The following is a 15348-nucleotide window of genomic DNA, read 5'->3' as shown; positions in this document are numbered from 1 at the left end:
GCATGAAAGAGTTAGAGGTAAAGAACCTGCCTATCGATAAAGTCCGGGCAAATTCCTGGAACCCGAACCAGATGGATGCCAAAACTATGGCAAAGCTAAAATCCGATATCCAGCGGAGAGGATTCGTGCAGCCAATTCTTGTAAGGCAGACTAATGATGATGAATGGGAGATAATAGACGGATATCATCGATGGTCTGTGCTCCATGAGTTGGGGTATAAAGAAGTGCCCGCTATTGTGATAGATATGGACGACACCGAAGCCAAGCTTAAAACAATCCAGCTGAACTACATGCGAGGAAATGCTGTTCCCATTCGGCTGGCCAACCTCATCCATGATCTGAACAAAACAATGACGCTGGAGGACCTCGAAGCGGCCCTGCCTTATGAAAAGGCAGAATTGAAGGATTCACTGGACTTATTGAAGCTGCCGACAGATATTGACAAGGTCGTCGAGGAACGGGCAGAGAAGGAGCGGCGGGCAGAGCCGATCTTTATCTCGGCCACAATATACAAGGACAAGGAGAAAAGCCTCCATGACTTCGTGGAGCAGGCACTGCTTGAATCAGAAGCTACGTTTGCGGAAATCAAAATTAAAATCGAGTGTCCAGCTGGAGACCACGACTTAGTATTGAACGCCATGCAGAACCTGAAAAAGCTGGACAGGGGGAAGGATGACCTGGAAGGCGAAAATGCCCCTATAGTAACAAGGTTTGCTCTTTTCCCTGAGCAGCTACAAATTGTAGACAGGGCGCTGCAGCATATAATCCGCACCCAGGGGTATATGAAGAACCCAAGGGGTATGGCGCTGGAGATGATGGCTGCGGATTATCTGGCTGGAGCAGCATCAGAGGGTGATGAGGATGAAGGACTGGAATTATCAGAAACGGTATCCGTTCGGTCGGAGCAGGGAGATAATAGACCGGAGGAAGAAAGTGCTGCGCCTTCGGTTCGTGAAGCACTGGCCGAAAGAACAGATAGCAAACGTCCTCGGAGTAAGCGAACGGACGATTGAAAGAGACATACAGGCCGTCGAAGAGTACGGCAGGCAATATGGCGCAGAGGTCTTGAGAGAACCGCTCGAAAAGACCATCTGGAAAATTACAGAGAACTACCAGGAGCGGCAGATGCTCCGGTGGCAGGAGTTCGCCAACGCCAAGGACCCAGGGGTAAAAAACAGAATCCTGCGGGACATCCAGGCTGAAGACCAGCAGTACTATGAGACCATGCAGAGCCTGGGTGTGGTTTATAAGGCCCCTGACCAGGCTGTTGTAACTACAGAGAGCTGGGAGGACCGTATTAAGAGGCTGCGGGCAGAGAGGGAAGCTGCAGCAGAAAATATCAAAGATGATAATGACGATAACACAGTAGATGATATAGAGTAGGTGGCCGCCAATGGCCAGAAAGAACGAAGAACATAATTTTCTTGACCCGATATGGTATATAGAGACTTTCCTCTGGGTGCGCAGTAAAAACAAAAAGATAGTTCCGTTTTACTTAAATCCTGTCCAGCGGCACTATATGGCTCACAGGTCAAAAAGAGATATCGTATTAAAAGGCAGGCAGCACGGGTTCTCTACTCTCAAACTGGCCGAATACCTGCACGACACTATAACCAACGAGGCCACCCATACAAAAATAGTGGCCCATAAGCGGGAAGCGGCGGGGAAACTGCTGGCCGCCTTGAAGCTGATGTTTTTCCGTATCCCGCCAGAGTTTCGGCCTCGGGTGCGATACGATAACAAATATGAATTTACCTTCCCAGACCTGGAAAGCCAGATAACCATAGCATCGGCCACAGATGATGCCGGCCGATCGGAAACCATTAATAACCTCCTGGCAACGGAGGTGGCTTTTTGGCCCAATGCGGAGGAAACTCTGCCGGGACTTTTAGAAGCGGTACCGGAAAGCGGGAATATATGTCTGGAAAGCACGCCGAACGGTGTGGGCGATCCTTTCTATGCGGAAGTCCAGAAGGCCAGGGCCGGGCAGAGTGAGTTCACACTGCACTTATATCCCTGGTGGGTAAACCCAGAGTATAAGAAACCGTTACGAAAAGGAGAAAACCTGGAGCCATATAGCGAAGAAGAAATAAAACTTATCGCCCAATATAATCTCACGCCAGAGCAAATCAAATGGAGACGGGCCAAAATCCGGCGATTAGGGCAAAGGAAGTTTGCCCGGGAATATGAATGTAGTTTCCTTCAGAGCGGCCGGCCGGTATTTGATGCCACGATCATCGAGCACTGGCCGAAAAAAGAGCCGATTTACACGGACAACTATCTGCGGGTATGGGAGCGGCCAAAGCCAGGAGAGCGGTACGCCATCGGCGTGGATACTTCGGAAGGTTTGCCGGACGGAGACCGGGCCTGTGCACAGGTCTTCAAGATGTCTACCTGGGAACAGGTGGCAATATTGCACGGTGCTTTAAAACCACAGGTACTGGCAGTTTATGTAGACCGACTGGCCAGGGAATATCGGCAGGGTCAGCCTTACGGTGTAATTTTAGGTGTAGAGCGTAATAACCATGGCCATGCTGTGCTGGTAAAGCTACTGGAATTTGAAACACCAGGGCTTTATTTTTTTAAGCCTCAAAATCCTGGATGGGACACAAACCCTGCGACCAAATTTATGATGGTGGACGAGGCCGAGGAGGCGGTCCGCCGGGGGCTTATAACGATCTACGATGAAGCCACCAAAGGCGAGATGATCGCCTTCGAATGGAAAGATAACGGCAGCGCCGGGGCACCGGAGGGGGAAGGAAACCACGACGATACGGTGACCGCACTGTGTATTGCATGGCAAATGCGCAAGGCTACTCAGTGGCAAATATGGGAACCGGGTGGAAGAGAAGGCGGAAGAGTGATGGTTATAGGGTAGGTGGAAGTTATGGCTGAAAATCAGGAACAGGCTTTACAGGCGACAATATATAAAGCTCAGGTGCTTGGAGGCAAAGAAATTGTCACAAGCAACAAAATTGAGGAGGACCCGTTTGTCGGGTTATACGGACAGGGAATAGCAATTGAACCGCCGTATGACTTAAGAATATTATCAATGCTCCCTGAATACTCCAACATCCTGGGGCAATGTATAGATGCTATGGAGACTAACATCGACGGTTTCGGATTCACGCTGGTGCCTGCGGAAGGTGTCGCCGCAGGAGAAGATGGGAAATATCCGCCGGAAGCAGAAGCCGAACGAAGGCAAATCCTGAACTTTTTCCGTTATTGCAACCCGGATGAGAGCTTCGTAAAGATAAGGCGGAAAACCAGGAGGGACCTTGAGACAACGGGCAATGCATACTGGGAGATACTGCGGAATGGCAGGGGCGAAATAGCAGGCATTGAGCATCTTGAAAGTTATACAATGCGTCTTACGCCGCTTGATAAAGAAGCGACAGACATCAATATAAAAATTAAGACAGACAGCAATACGTACGAAGAAATTCCACACCGTAAAAGGTTCCGCAGATTTGTTCAAATCAGAGACGGAATTACGGTTTATTTTAAGGAATTTGGCGATCCCAGGCCCATCGATGCAAAAACCGGAAAAGTATTAACCGAAGAAGAAGCAAAAAAAACAGATATTACGCTGGCCACAGAGGTTATTCATTTTAAGATATATTCTCCACGGACACCTTACGGAATTCCTAGGTGGATAGGAAATATTCTTGCTGTGCAGGGAAGCCGGCAGGCGGAAGAGGTCAACTACGAATATTTTGACAACAAGACAGTCCCACCTCTGGCCGTGTTGGTTTCCGGCCGGCTTGCTGCTGATAGCGTTACACGGATAGAGGATTATATCCAAAACAATATCAAAGGCCGCAAGGGATTCCACAAAATACTCGTAATTGAGGCGGAGACAACTCCTAATCCATTGGCACCATCAGGTCAAAAAGCAGGAATTGAGATTAAACCTCTGACCGAAGCGCAACAGAAGGACGCTTTATTCGTTGACTATGACGAGAAGAACCAGGAGAAAGTGCGTTCGGCCTTTCGCTTGCCGCCGATTTACGTCGGTAGAACAAAGGACTTCAACCGTTCCACCGCCGAGGAAAGCAAGCGCGTGGCTGAGGAGCAGGTTTTTGGGCCGGAGCGGGACGACTTCGACTTTACCATTAACCGGCTGCTTTTCCCGGCTATGGACGTGAAGTACTGGGAGTTCAAGAGCCTGGCACCTACAGCAGATAATGCCAAAGACATGACTGAAATGCTTGGGACGTTTATCAAAGCAGGTATGACCGTCAAAGAATCCAGGCGCATCATGGAGGAAATCCTCAACAAAGAGCTACCAGATCCTGAAGGAGCTGATTGGTTGAAAGAACCATTAGAAGTATATCTTGCCAAGCTGAAAGCCGGGAGTATAGATACTAACCCCGGCGATGAAGCCCAAGCATTAAAGAAGTTTGCCAGCTTCCTGATCGATGTGCGAAAGAGGTTAGAGGAGTATGAATATAGCACTGCTGAGTAAAGAAGAACGGCGGGAACTGGCTGCTGCCATTGATTATATATTGGATTTCATGTTCCATGTGCCGGTCATAAAGGCAGCCGAAGGGGATTTGTTTGGACCAGGAGCAAAACTTGATGCGACAGAAGAAATCATATGGAATGTGGAAAAAAATCTAACTAATGTTTTGCTTCAAGGATGGGACAAACAGGCACGAAAAGCCATAAAAAAAGGAGCTGCAATATTAGAATGCTTCGGTGGGGATATAAAAGAAGACGAAGTCAATCTAGCGCTCAATGCCATTGCGAAAGAGATGGGGCCGAACTATAAGGCTTTAACACAGGAGCAGGTGGCTGACATTGTAGGCACCGCATACCTTCTGGGCAGGAGGGTAACAGGAGCACAGATAGGTATTAAGCCAGAGCTGGGGCTCATTGACGAGCAGGCAAGACAATGGTTAGCCGACCATACGGTATTTTGGATTGGGGACTACTATGACGCACAGCTTGGGAAAACCATAGCAGAAGAAGTGAGGCATCTAGCTTTAGAGCAGGGTCTCGGACGGGAAGAAGTCGGCAGGCAGCTCAAAGCTCTTCTGGGGGACAAATTCGCCAAAAGCGATGCATACTGGAGGGGGCTGGCGGCCACAACCGTTGACAGGGCCAGAAACTTCGGCGGAGTGCAAAGCATGATCGAGGCCCAGGTGGAGACATATGAAATACTGCCGGTAGGGGATGAAAGGACCTGTCCGGTGTGCATGACAATGGCAAAACACACATTCAAGATAGAACATGCTGTGCAACTCCGGGATGCGGTACTGAACGCCAAGAATCCTGAGGACATTAAGAAGATTCATCCTTGGTTACCATTTGACGAGGTAAAAAACCTTGATACAAAAGGAGCTGTTCAAAAAGGGCTGGCTCTGCCACCGTATCACTACCACTGCCGGTGCACCTATATTGTTTCGACTTTTAGTGATATAACCGTAAGCCATGAACCTCTGGATATCAAGTATGAACCGGTCAAAGCCAAGAGTGAAATACCCCCAATGGAGAATCTGGAGTATGCAGGGTCAGGTGGTTTTTTAGGAGGCGCAGGAGAGAAACACATATATATTGACTCAAAAGGGGGCCAGTATATTTTTAAGCCCGCACAATCAAAATCAGGCAAACCTGAGCCGTTCCGGGCATATGTCCAGGAAGCTGCATCGCAGATAGCCAGCAAAATATACGAGCCAGGAGATTTTATAGAAATTAAAGTAGTTACGGACAAAAAAGGCCGGATCGGGACATTACAAAAATTATATTCAAATGTTGAAGGTGATCTGAAAAAGATAAACTGGAAGGACCTAACACCGGAACAATGGAAACAGATTCAGCGGGAGCACGTCCTGGACTGGGTGATAGGAAACTTTGATTCCCATGGGGGCAATTTTATACAGTTAGCTGATGGGAAGATTTTGGGAGTAGATAAGGAACAGGCATTTAGATACATAAATGATCCAAAATCGTGGAAAATGAACCTCAGCTATCATCCAAATTCAAAATACGGAGAACAAGAGCCGATTTATAACATCATCTATAGGGCTTTTTCAGATAAAGACATTGACTTGGATCTGCAGACAATCCTCCCGACCCTGCAGAGACTTGAAGCCATCCCGGACGAAGAATACAAAAATATCCTGCGACCATATGCGGAGGCACTGTACGGCAAGGGAGGAAAGACAGATACATTCCTAGCCACTGCTGTCAAGAGAAAGCATGAAGTCAGGGAGCAGTTCCGGCAATTCTATACCGAACTGCTCAAAGCCAGGGACCCGAAATTCAAGGGTGTTTTTAAGTTTGCAGACGAGATGACAGGGACAGAGATGGCAAAAGCACCTCTGGCAGCGCAAGTAATGACAAAAGAAGAACTGAGCCAGCTAAACACAAAGGCTCTCAAAGATATGGCAAAAGCTAAAAAGATAAAATACTTCCAGAACATGACTAAAGACGAGCTGGTGGAAGCTCTAGCAGATCCGGACAAAGCCGAAAAAATCAGCATAGCTGTCAAGGAGCGGGCCCGGGCGAAGATAGAGGCGGCAAGAAAAACACCCCCTCTACCAAAACTGAAGCCGCCTAAAAATGCTGACATAATGCAGGATTTTGAGCAAGTGCCGAAAACACCGCTAGGAGTCGCTGTGCGAAAAGACGGGAAAAAAATCGAGGGACAGGTTATCACTATTCGAAGGATCGAGGATGACGGCAGGCCGGGATTTCAGTTGACAATGAAGATTCCTCAGGATTATCATGGAGATATAGAAAAAGCATTGCGAGAGATTGGAGCAGGCCACGGAGATTTCATATTCCAGCCTGGCCGGTTAGAGCATAAGCGCGGCGTCTACCGAATGAGCCGCGGCAAAGGTGTGAATGTTGGGAGAGCATGGTATTATAGCGATCAGGATGCGACAGTATATTTTGCAGGAACCGCACGTGAACGAGCATTAATGGGTCAGCTTGAAGTCAGGGTATACGATGCGGACGGAGTCAAAGCCGCTAAAAAGGCACAAGAAATCATGAAAAAGCTGAAGCTGGAAGCGGCAATAGCCGATCCTACACCAGAGGATGAACGACTGCTGCGGTTATCGCGTTTAGCCTGGCAGCACGCACCGAGAGAAGAGTATAATATTCCCCTGGAGAAACGCACAACAAAACAGATGGAACAGCTGTTAAAAAGCAAAGGTATAGACCCGGCCAGGGCTGATAAGCTGGTGGAAAAGGAGGTCTGGCCAGGATATAAAACATTCGTAGAGGAAGGAATCAGTAAGGAATACAAAAAAGCTGGAGCAGATTATTTATTCGCCGGAATAGGAAATAGCCCAAAAACTGTAGTGGAAATATTTTCACCTGATAGTCCAGGGATGATGTCAACACTGCAACGGTATCACAACGGTATTTTGAAAGGTGGAGCCAGCCCGACCGAAGACATAATGTCGGGAGGCGCAGACAGCGCTTTTGTAAGACTTGTACCAAAGAATGCTAGAGGATATTGTTCATTTAAAGCTCATTACAAAGGAGCTGGTTATAGGATACATGTAGACATCAAGGAATTAGAGCGAACAGACTGGTATGCGTATGATCATGATAACTTTGGAGGCACTGGCAAAGACAGAGATTTCGATAAGAGAATGTCGGCAAAAGAATTTATATCGAGTTTGAACAATCACTACACAATATCGAACGAGGTTATGTTCAGAAAGGGAATCCGTAAAGAAAGTATTACATGTATATCTTGCGATGATGATAAGTTACGTACGAATTTAATAGAAGAATTTAAGAAGGCAGGCATAACTGAAATAAATGGTAAAAAAGTAGAAAATTTTGTTATAAAGCAGGAGATAATATGATTGACAGTAAAATTTTATACAAAGTAAAAGATAACTCATTTGGGCCCAATCCACCGTTAATTCTTGGATTGGATGTAGAAGTGCATGACGACTGGGTAGGCTTTCACGATACGAACAGGGGGCATCAGTTTTTTGGAAAGCTGGTAAGAGAAACTAAAGACGGATTTATATGGCACCGTATAGAAAAGACATTTTCAGGGGTAAAGGATTATGGCCTGATTGAATTCAAGGCTCTTACATTAGACGAATACAACAAGAAAGTAAGGCCATATATAGAAGGAGAGGTCCCGGAATTTAGCTCTACAGAAGAACTCTATGAATTCTACCGCCGCCAGTTTGGGTGGCGTGGGTCTCATTATTAATCAGCCGGAAAAAGAAAGGGCTGGATCAATATCGATCCGGTCCTTTTAGTTTTAAAAAAATGAGGTGATAAAGATGCTGGAAGAGATAACCAAAGCACAGTGGACAACAGCCTTTATTAACAGTCTCCCGGATGCGGCTTTTGCGGTAATAGAACCGGCCTATACCAAAGGGACTACTCAGGATAAGCGGGCCAGGCATCTGCCGCACCATAATAAAAGTGTAACAGACCCCAACGATGACAGCACAGTAGACCTGCCGCATCTGAGAAATGCGCTGGCCAGAGCAAATCAGGTACAGCCGATTACCGATAGTATCACGGCAGAGGAACTGCGAAAAAAGGCCTTGGCCCACCTGCAGGCCCATGCCAAGCGGCTGGGGATCGGTGAAGTAAGCGAAGTCAAAAAAGAAGTCGCATTCAAAAAAGCGGACTTTCATAAGCGTATAGTATACGGAGAAGTTTATGTTCCAAACGAAAAAGATACCCAGGGACAATGGGCTTCAGCAGAGGAAATCGAAAAGATGGCCCACCGGTTCATGGAGAACCTGCGGCTTACCCAGATTGACAAGCAGCACGACTGGGAGCCGGATGAGGGGGTTGTGGTAGAAAGCTTCATTGCACGACCCGGTGACCCTGATTTTACTCCGGGAGCCTGGGTTCTTGCCACAAAGATTCTCAAAGAAGAAACCTGGCAGGCCATTCTCAAAGGCGAGATAACCGGCTATTCTATGGCTGGTGTATCAGAGTTAATCCCTGAGAAGGGAGGTGAGTAAGGATGGATAAACCCATACCCGGCGAGCTCAGGAATGTCGATGTCCAGATGGTGAGCCTGGTGGATAAAGGTGCAAATCGCAGGCAGTTCAAGATATTTAAATCTGCTGACTATCCCGAAGAAGTGCAAACACAGGAGCCGGAAGAACAGCAGTATAAAGGGCTGTTCCAGGTCCTAAAGGAATTTTTCCGACCCAAGAAGCAAGACGAGTCGCAGGGAGTACAAATCCCTACGTTTACTCAGGCTATGCAAATAGAAGCCACGGACGACATGGTATGGCAGTCTTTTTCGACTCTACGGGATGTTATCAGGACAATCATTGCAAGCGATGCAGCAGATAAATCTGCCAGGATAAATGCAGCTGTAGAGGAATTCAAGGCTTATCTGCTTGGGACATTAAACCAAATTGGCATTACAAAAGCATTAGAGCTGTATCAGAAGGAAAACTTTGTGAAAGCGGGTCGCAAGATTAGTGCGGCCAGGTTAAAGGCATTAAAAGATGCTCACAACCTGCTTGCGCAGATAATAAGTGAGGCAGAAGCTGATAATCAAGACGAGGAGGGGACCCAAGTGACAAAAGAAGAACTGAGCAAAATGGTGGCCGAAGCGGTGAACGAGGCCACTAAACCGATTAGTGAGAGGTTAGAGAAGTTGGAAAAGCAGGCAGACGGCAACCAGGCTGGCGATACAGCCCAGGGGAAAGAAGAACTTCAGAACATCATCAAGGAAACTGTATCTAAAGCTGTCAAGCCTCTGGAAGATCGCCTGGAAGTGGTAGAGAAAGCAAGAGGCATTTCAAACAAAATCCCAGAGGGCAAAGAACCCGTAGAAAAGTCCGACTTCTGGGGCGGAGCATTTTTAAGCTGAAGAAAGAAGGAGGTACACAAAATGATTTCTAACAGAACTCTCATTGCTAAAGCGGCCATAACTTCCGCAGATTTGGCTACCGGAGGTAGATTAAATCCGGAGCAGGCAAACAAATTCATCGATTATATTGTAGACCAGTCCGCATTTCTGAAAGATATCAGGACCGAGAGGATGAACGGTCCGACGATGGACTTAGACTTTATCGGCGTGGCAAACCGGATTATCCGCAAAGGTGTGGAAGCTACCGAGCCTACAGAAACCGCAGGCATCCAGACCAGCAAGAAGCAGCTTAATTCCGTTGAGGTTATTTTGCCTGCTGATATTTCCATAACCTTCCTTGAAGATAACATCGAACGGGCAGGGGCCGAGGATCATATTGCCCGCATGCTGGCCCAGCAGTTTGCCAATGACCTGACCGATCTGGCCTGGAATGGCGATACCGCTTCCGCCGATGCCTTTGTTCAGATTGATGACGGTATCATCAAACTGGCAAAAACCAGCACCGCTACTCACAAATTTGACACCAATGCCAGCACCGATTACAAAGGCGTGGTATTTCCTGGCATGCTGAACATGCTGCCAAACAAATACAAAGCCAATAAAGCCGAGTTGAGGTTCTATGTTTCTCCTACTGTAGCAGAGGCCTATATTGAGCAGCTGACTACCCGCCAGACAGCCTGGGCGGATGAACTGCTGCAGACGGGAAATTTACCGCAGTATAAAGGTGTAACCATATTTCCGGTAGACTTTATTCCTGACGATGTGCTCATTCTCACCTTGCGGAAAAACCTGGCTACCGGCATCCAGCGTGATTTCACCAGTGAGCGTGTACGCCAGCCCAGGAAGAGAATCATTGAGTACACCATGACCAGCCGGGTTGATGCAGCACAGATCGTACTTGATGATGCTCTTGTCATAGGATACAACGTAGCATAAGCGGAAGGTGATTAACGATGGCTGAAAAGAAGAATGATGTCCAGTTAGAAACCGAAGGGAAAGTTGAGCAGGATAAAAAAGTGACCGTGCTGGTATTAAAGGGGGCGGCCACTCTAGTATCCGGCGGGAAGAAGTTCGTTAAAAATGTTCCGCAGCAAGTTGAGGACCAGGAAATGGCTAAAAGACTGCTTGCATCCGGACTGTTTGAAACGGCGGGTGATAAGCGGTGAAAATCCCATATAACATCGGGGACGCCGGAGCCCAACAGGAAAAACTCTGGCAAATCTTGAACGATATGGCGGCCGACCTGGAGGCGTTGAAGAACGCCATGCAAACTCACACTCACGGAGGAGTTACCGCTGGCACTGATAGTACTGCGGTCACTACGACCACCGTAACCCTCAAGACTATCAAGTCGGATAACTATACTGGCTAAGGAGGAGGAACATGGGGCAGATTAAAGAGTTTGCAACTTCGGACCTTGCTCTTGCCGGATATCTGAAGTTGCGGGGATTAGAGTTAGTAAAAGTAGACCGCTCCAACCCCAGGAAGGCGGTCTTTTATTTTGACGACAGCATCGATGTTGCGGAACAATTGATGCTTGAGTTTGCAAACTCTGATTTTCGCAAATATGACGCAGAGATAAGGGCACTGAAGAAACTTATTCACAGGTAGGTGATGGCCTTGGCATATTGTACGATTCAGGATATCCGCGATGAGGGGATAACAGCAGAGCAGGCTACAGACGTCAGGCTTACAAACCTAATTGCACTTGCGACCGCTTATATAGATGGAGTGACGAGACAGTGGTTTGAACCCCGGGCCATGACCATCACTCTCGATGGAAACGGTAGCGAAACGCTTCTCCTACCGGTGTTTCCCATTGAGGTCGTAAGTGTAACGGTAGACGGCCAGGCCATCACTGACTATAAGGTTTATAACCGGTTCTTCCCCGATGACCGCCGCAACCCCAAGTTTTACAGGGAGACACGATGGCCGAAGGGACGACAGAATGTCTCTATCGAGGGCACCTGGGGCTTCGTGGACAAAGTGGGAGAGCAATATTTAACTCCAGCCATGATCAAGCAGATTGCCAAGAGGCTGGTCATCCGGGAATTGCCCTTGTTGGGCGATGCAGAGGGGCAGGAAGAGCGCAAGAGGGCCAGGATTGTGAGCGAGAACACCGACGGCCATTCATACACCCTGGAGCGGCTGGCATCTACCCTTGACTTGACTGGCGACCCGGATATTGACGGCGTGCTGGCTCTTTTTCGGGCTCCGATAGTCATCGGAGGGGTTTAAAATGAGACCAAAACTTATTCACCCGGTAGAAGTGGCTATTTGTCGGGTTGACCGAACGGCCACACAGTTTGATCCTGATTTCAGGGAGCCCATTGGAGAAATAAAGTATGAAAGCACGCCGGTAACAGTTAAAGCCCAGGTGAAATATGATCGCTTTGAGGCGCTCAATATGGTGCCCGGGGGAGATTCGCCGCAAACATCAGGTTACCTGCTGATTGAAGCCGAGCCTCCCGGCGGCCTCAATAAGGGGGATAAAATCATCAGTATCGCAGGTATATCGACCGAGCTTTACGTGACAGAAAAGCGGCCAGCGGTTCACTACGGAGGACGTGCGAGAATGCTCAAAATACTGTTCGAGGCAGGCGATCGAGGATGATAGAGGCGAAACTGATAGGCGACTGGGCAAAGTGTAAGGCATTTCTGGATAAGCTGGACGACAATTTCAAAAAAGCCTATAAAACCGGTCTGAACAGGGTAGGGCAGGCGGCGGTTAAGTCTCTCAAAAAGGGGATGACCGAGGGAGCACCGGGAGGCCAGAAGTATGCGCCAAATCATCCTTTCACCATCGCACGCAAAGGGTCATCGAAGCCCTTAATAAACCATGGAGACCTGCGAAACAGCATAACATACAGGGTAATAGACGGGGCGACGGTTTTCGCAGGCGTGCTGCGAAGCGCAAAAGGGAAAGACGGACATCAGATGGTGAATATTGCAGCAATTCATGAGCTCGGAGACGGCAACGGCGGCGACTTATACATCAAGGTTACGCCCAAGATGCGTGCATATCTTCATTCACAAGGGCTGCACCTTAAAGATAGTACAAAATACATTCGTATTCCACGGCGGCCTACCTTTGAGCCCGTCTTTGAGGCGGAAAAAGAAAACTGGCAGGAATTATTCATTAAGACGGTGCAGCAAGGCACCATGGGGGCGGGTCGTAAATGATAGAATCGGTGATGCGGACACTCCTCCAGAGATTCAAGGCTGAAGTGTTGCCCAATACCGTAACCAGCACTCATGACTCCATGTTGGAAATAGCCCAGTTGCCGGTGCTGGTTCTTTTTTTGCCGGATATAACTGAAGCGAGGATTGATGATGCTAATGTGCCAAATCTGGTTAAGGATGAGGTAGCAGGCACAGTAAGGGTATATGCACCCCCGGGGTTTTATGATCTGCAATTTGACTTTGAAGTAACGGCAGAGAATACGCTTGAAGTTCTGGGCGTTGGTGAAAAACTTACTGCATGGATTGGAGCAAACCCATATCTTTCAGTTGGCGAATACGAATATCCGCTGCGCTTTATAGAGCCTTTATCGAGTCCGAACAGGGCTGGCGGGAAATTGATCCGGGCATCAGGGCGCTTTGTGGTGGAAGGTATTGAGGTAAGCAGTGGAGTATATTATGACGGCAAGCTGGCAAAGGAGTTCCAAGCGACTTTTAATAACCCCACCACTGGGGGCGAAGATAATGTGGCCTACAGTTTTAAGAAATAGAGAGGTGATAAAATGGGCACTGTTAAGCTCAAAAATAAACAGAATGCACCCTTGGCTTTGGAATTAGGGGCAGGGAAAAGTCTGCATTTGCAAGCATTAGAGGAACGTGAGGTTGATGAAGCGATATTAAAAGGCGAGCAGGTTAAAGCTGCAATTGCGGCTGGATACCTGAGAGTTATATCAGTGATAAAAGAAGAGAGTTCTGAAAGCAAAGCGAAAAAAGGAAGTGATAAATAATGCCTGAATTCCTTTCTCCTGGTCATTATGTGACTGAAGCGCAGCCCCAGGTGGTAACCATAACAGGAACAGCGACCAGTACAGCGGCCTTGATAGGTATAGCCGAAAAGGGACCCATCGGTCAAGCAACATTGATAACATCATGGACACAGTTTAAGGAGACTTTCGGGGGATTTATCGCGAATGGATGGCTGGCTTATGCCGCTTATGGTCTGTTCATGAACAAGCAAGGGGCAAGGGTATATGTGGTGAGAACAGCCCATTATACTGATCCAAGCGATCCTGAGACCATCACCGCAATCAAGGCGACGATTACGTTGAAAGATAAGGCCACGACTCCTGTTGATACATTGCAGGTGGATGCGATCAACGAAGGCACATGGGGTAACAGACTCAAGGTTAAAATTGAAGATGCAACAAAGGACCCCACAAATAAATTCAAACTGACGGTGTTGGAGACTGTTGACGGGCAGGATATAGTGCGGGAAGTATTTGATGAGCTTTCCATGATTGACACTGACCCGGATTACGTTGAAACCCGTATCAACGGAGTGAGCAAATATATCACGGTAACTGATAAGGACAGTGCCACGACTGCGCCTAACGACCGGCCAGCTGCGGGCACGTTCAGCCTGGCAAACGGTAGTGATGGGCTGGTTGGTCTGGTCGATGCCGACTATATCGGTTCTCCTGCCGGCCGCACTGGACTGTATGCGCTGGACGTTGTTCAGGAGAGTCTACTTATTGCCATTCCTGGAGTGGCAACAAGTGCGGTGCAAAATGCAGCTCTGGATTATGCGGCCGGACGCAAAGACTGCTTTGTAGTGCTCGATCCACCATTCGGGAACACTCCGGATCAGGTCAAAACTTATGTTGAGACCACAGCAGGCCTCAATAGCAGCTATGGAGCTATCTACTACCCCAACGTAAAGATAATGGACCCGTTAACGAGCAAGGAGAAGGTGGTCCCGCCTTCCGGCTTCATTATTGGGGCATATGCCCGTACCGATGGAGATAAAGGTGTATGGAAGGTGGCGGCAGGTATTGAAGACGGGAGACTGGTCGGAGTAATAGGATTGGAAACCGACTTGGTAAACGATAAAGCTGTGCGGGACGTGCTCTATCCTGCACGGATTAACCCGATCTGCTTCCTGCGAGGTTACGGCATAAGGGTCTACGGTGCCAGGACGCTGGATAGCAGCAGGGAATTCCCATATATAAACGAACGCAGGACGTTTATTTACTGCGAAAAATCGATATATGAAGGCACCCAGTTTGCCGAGTTCGAGAACAATGAGTCTGGCCTTTGGAAACGGCTTACACGGAGCATTACTTCATTCCTGCTGACGGTGTGGAAGCAGGGAGGCCTCAGGGGAGAAAAACCGCAGGATGCTTTTGTGGTCAAGATCGACGAGGAACTAAACACGCAAGAGTTTATCGACCAGGGCATCGTGCGTGGTCTGATTGGGCTTGCAACACAACGCCCTGCGGAGTTCATCTGGTTTGAATTCCAGCGCAAGGTTCAAACCGAGGGATAAATGGGAGGTGATC

General features: G+C 48.2%; 18 protein-coding genes. All 18 read left to right on the top strand.

The window, feature by feature from the left end; translation table 11 throughout:
- The first annotated feature begins 2 nt into the window (after nucleotides 1–2).
- The gene (locus tag D2962_RS08225; RefSeq protein WP_122014699.1) at nucleotides 3–1013 is read left to right on the top strand and encodes a ParB/RepB/Spo0J family partition protein; all 1011 of its coding nucleotides are present in this window, start codon (nucleotides 3–5) and stop codon (nucleotides 1011–1013) included.
- A 52-nt stretch (nucleotides 1014–1065) separates the two neighbouring features.
- Nucleotides 1066–1383 carry a hypothetical protein gene (locus D2962_RS08220; RefSeq protein ID WP_245984992.1) on the top strand — a complete coding sequence of 106 codons (318 nt, stop codon included), beginning with the start codon at nucleotides 1066–1068 and terminating at the stop codon, nucleotides 1381–1383.
- 10 nt (nucleotides 1384–1393) lie between these two features.
- On the top strand, nucleotides 1394–2878 hold the full coding sequence (locus D2962_RS08215; RefSeq protein ID WP_122014697.1) for a terminase large subunit: 1485 nt from the start codon (nucleotides 1394–1396) through the stop codon (nucleotides 2876–2878).
- 9 nt (nucleotides 2879–2887) lie between these two features.
- The gene (locus D2962_RS08210; protein WP_122014696.1) at nucleotides 2888–4468 is read left to right on the top strand and encodes a phage portal protein; all 1581 of its coding nucleotides are present in this window, start codon (nucleotides 2888–2890) and stop codon (nucleotides 4466–4468) included.
- Nucleotides 4446–7829 (top strand): hypothetical protein, encoded by a 3384-nt coding sequence (locus tag D2962_RS08205; RefSeq protein WP_122014695.1) that lies wholly within the window; start codon nucleotides 4446–4448, stop codon nucleotides 7827–7829. The genes D2962_RS08210 and D2962_RS08205 overlap by 23 nt, the downstream gene beginning before the upstream one ends.
- Nucleotides 7826–8191 carry a hypothetical protein gene (locus D2962_RS08200; RefSeq protein ID WP_122014694.1) on the top strand — a complete coding sequence of 122 codons (366 nt, stop codon included), beginning with the start codon at nucleotides 7826–7828 and terminating at the stop codon, nucleotides 8189–8191. Before D2962_RS08205 ends, D2962_RS08200 begins: the two co-directional genes overlap by 4 nt.
- Nucleotides 8192–8264: 73 nt before the next feature.
- Nucleotides 8265–8963, top strand: coding sequence for an XkdF-like putative serine protease domain-containing protein (locus D2962_RS08195; protein WP_122014693.1), 699 nt, complete (start codon nucleotides 8265–8267; stop codon nucleotides 8961–8963).
- A 2-nt stretch (nucleotides 8964–8965) separates the two neighbouring features.
- Complete coding sequence (locus D2962_RS08190) at nucleotides 8966–9829, top strand: hypothetical protein (RefSeq protein WP_122014692.1); 864 nt, start codon at nucleotides 8966–8968, stop codon at nucleotides 9827–9829.
- A 21-nt stretch (nucleotides 9830–9850) separates the two neighbouring features.
- Entirely contained in the window at nucleotides 9851–10765 is a 915-nt protein-coding gene (locus tag D2962_RS08185) for a hypothetical protein (RefSeq protein ID WP_122014691.1), read from the top strand.
- A 17-nt stretch (nucleotides 10766–10782) separates the two neighbouring features.
- Nucleotides 10783–10995, top strand: a complete 213-nt coding sequence (locus tag D2962_RS08180) for a hypothetical protein (protein WP_122014690.1) — start codon at nucleotides 10783–10785, stop codon at nucleotides 10993–10995.
- Nucleotides 10992–11201: a hypothetical protein gene (locus tag D2962_RS08175; protein ID WP_122014689.1), complete on the top strand. Its 210-nt coding sequence runs from the start codon at nucleotides 10992–10994 to the stop codon at nucleotides 11199–11201. Before D2962_RS08180 ends, D2962_RS08175 begins: the two co-directional genes overlap by 4 nt.
- An 11-nt stretch (nucleotides 11202–11212) precedes the next feature.
- Entirely contained in the window at nucleotides 11213–11440 is a 228-nt protein-coding gene (locus D2962_RS08170; protein ID WP_122014688.1) for a DUF5659 domain-containing protein, read from the top strand.
- Nucleotides 11441–11560: 120 nt separating this feature from the next.
- Nucleotides 11561–12067, top strand: a complete 507-nt coding sequence (locus D2962_RS08165; RefSeq protein WP_162991154.1) for a hypothetical protein — start codon at nucleotides 11561–11563, stop codon at nucleotides 12065–12067.
- Nucleotide 12068: 1 nt separating this feature from the next.
- Nucleotides 12069–12443, top strand: a complete 375-nt coding sequence (locus D2962_RS08160) for a hypothetical protein (RefSeq protein ID WP_122014686.1) — start codon at nucleotides 12069–12071, stop codon at nucleotides 12441–12443.
- On the top strand, nucleotides 12440–13012 hold the full coding sequence (locus D2962_RS08155; protein ID WP_122014685.1) for a phage virion morphogenesis family protein: 573 nt from the start codon (nucleotides 12440–12442) through the stop codon (nucleotides 13010–13012). The genes D2962_RS08160 and D2962_RS08155 overlap by 4 nt, the downstream gene beginning before the upstream one ends.
- Nucleotides 13009–13560, top strand: a complete 552-nt coding sequence (locus tag D2962_RS08150; RefSeq protein ID WP_122014684.1) for a hypothetical protein — start codon at nucleotides 13009–13011, stop codon at nucleotides 13558–13560. Before D2962_RS08155 ends, D2962_RS08150 begins: the two co-directional genes overlap by 4 nt.
- 12 nt (nucleotides 13561–13572) lie before the next feature.
- Nucleotides 13573–13797 carry a hypothetical protein gene (locus D2962_RS08145; protein ID WP_122014683.1) on the top strand — a complete coding sequence of 75 codons (225 nt, stop codon included), beginning with the start codon at nucleotides 13573–13575 and terminating at the stop codon, nucleotides 13795–13797.
- Nucleotides 13797–15335, top strand: coding sequence for a phage tail sheath subtilisin-like domain-containing protein (locus D2962_RS08140; protein WP_122014682.1), 1539 nt, complete (start codon nucleotides 13797–13799; stop codon nucleotides 15333–15335). Before D2962_RS08145 ends, D2962_RS08140 begins: the two co-directional genes overlap by 1 nt.
- The last annotated feature ends 13 nt before the right edge of the window (nucleotides 15336–15348 follow it).

It is taken from the genome of Biomaibacter acetigenes (assembly GCF_003691585.1).
In the GTDB taxonomy this organism is placed as follows: domain Bacteria; phylum Bacillota; class Thermosediminibacteria; order Thermosediminibacterales; family Tepidanaerobacteraceae; genus Biomaibacter; species Biomaibacter acetigenes.
Note: the sequence above shows the minus strand (reverse complement) of the source record. Positions and strands in the feature narration are given on the sequence as shown.

Bases quoted from the DNA above. Each gene is read 5' to 3' on its own strand.
- D2962_RS08200 (WP_122014694.1), top strand. From the start codon at position 7,826: ATGATTGACAGTAAAATTTTATACAAAGTAAAAGATAACTCATTTGGG.
- D2962_RS08180 (WP_122014690.1), top strand. From the start codon at position 10,783: ATGGCTGAAAAGAAGAATGATGTCCAGTTAGAAACCGAAGGGAAAGTT.
- D2962_RS08205 (WP_122014695.1), top strand. From the start codon at position 4,446: ATGAATATAGCACTGCTGAGTAAAGAAGAACGGCGGGAACTGGCTGCT.
- D2962_RS08210 (WP_122014696.1), top strand. From the start codon at position 2,888: ATGGCTGAAAATCAGGAACAGGCTTTACAGGCGACAATATATAAAGCT.
- D2962_RS08190 (WP_122014692.1), top strand. From the start codon at position 8,966: ATGGATAAACCCATACCCGGCGAGCTCAGGAATGTCGATGTCCAGATG.
- D2962_RS08150 (WP_122014684.1), top strand. From the start codon at position 13,009: ATGATAGAATCGGTGATGCGGACACTCCTCCAGAGATTCAAGGCTGAA.
- D2962_RS08140 (WP_122014682.1), top strand. From the start codon at position 13,797: ATGCCTGAATTCCTTTCTCCTGGTCATTATGTGACTGAAGCGCAGCCC.
- D2962_RS08215 (WP_122014697.1), top strand. From the start codon at position 1,394: ATGGCCAGAAAGAACGAAGAACATAATTTTCTTGACCCGATATGGTAT.
- D2962_RS08170 (WP_122014688.1), top strand. From the start codon at position 11,213: ATGGGGCAGATTAAAGAGTTTGCAACTTCGGACCTTGCTCTTGCCGGA.
- D2962_RS08155 (WP_122014685.1), top strand. From the start codon at position 12,440: ATGATAGAGGCGAAACTGATAGGCGACTGGGCAAAGTGTAAGGCATTT.
- D2962_RS08185 (WP_122014691.1), top strand. From the start codon at position 9,851: ATGATTTCTAACAGAACTCTCATTGCTAAAGCGGCCATAACTTCCGCA.
- D2962_RS08145 (WP_122014683.1), top strand. From the start codon at position 13,573: ATGGGCACTGTTAAGCTCAAAAATAAACAGAATGCACCCTTGGCTTTG.
- D2962_RS08160 (WP_122014686.1), top strand. From the start codon at position 12,069: ATGAGACCAAAACTTATTCACCCGGTAGAAGTGGCTATTTGTCGGGTT.
- D2962_RS08195 (WP_122014693.1), top strand. From the start codon at position 8,265: ATGCTGGAAGAGATAACCAAAGCACAGTGGACAACAGCCTTTATTAAC.
- D2962_RS08225 (WP_122014699.1), top strand. From the start codon at position 3: ATGAAAGAGTTAGAGGTAAAGAACCTGCCTATCGATAAAGTCCGGGCA.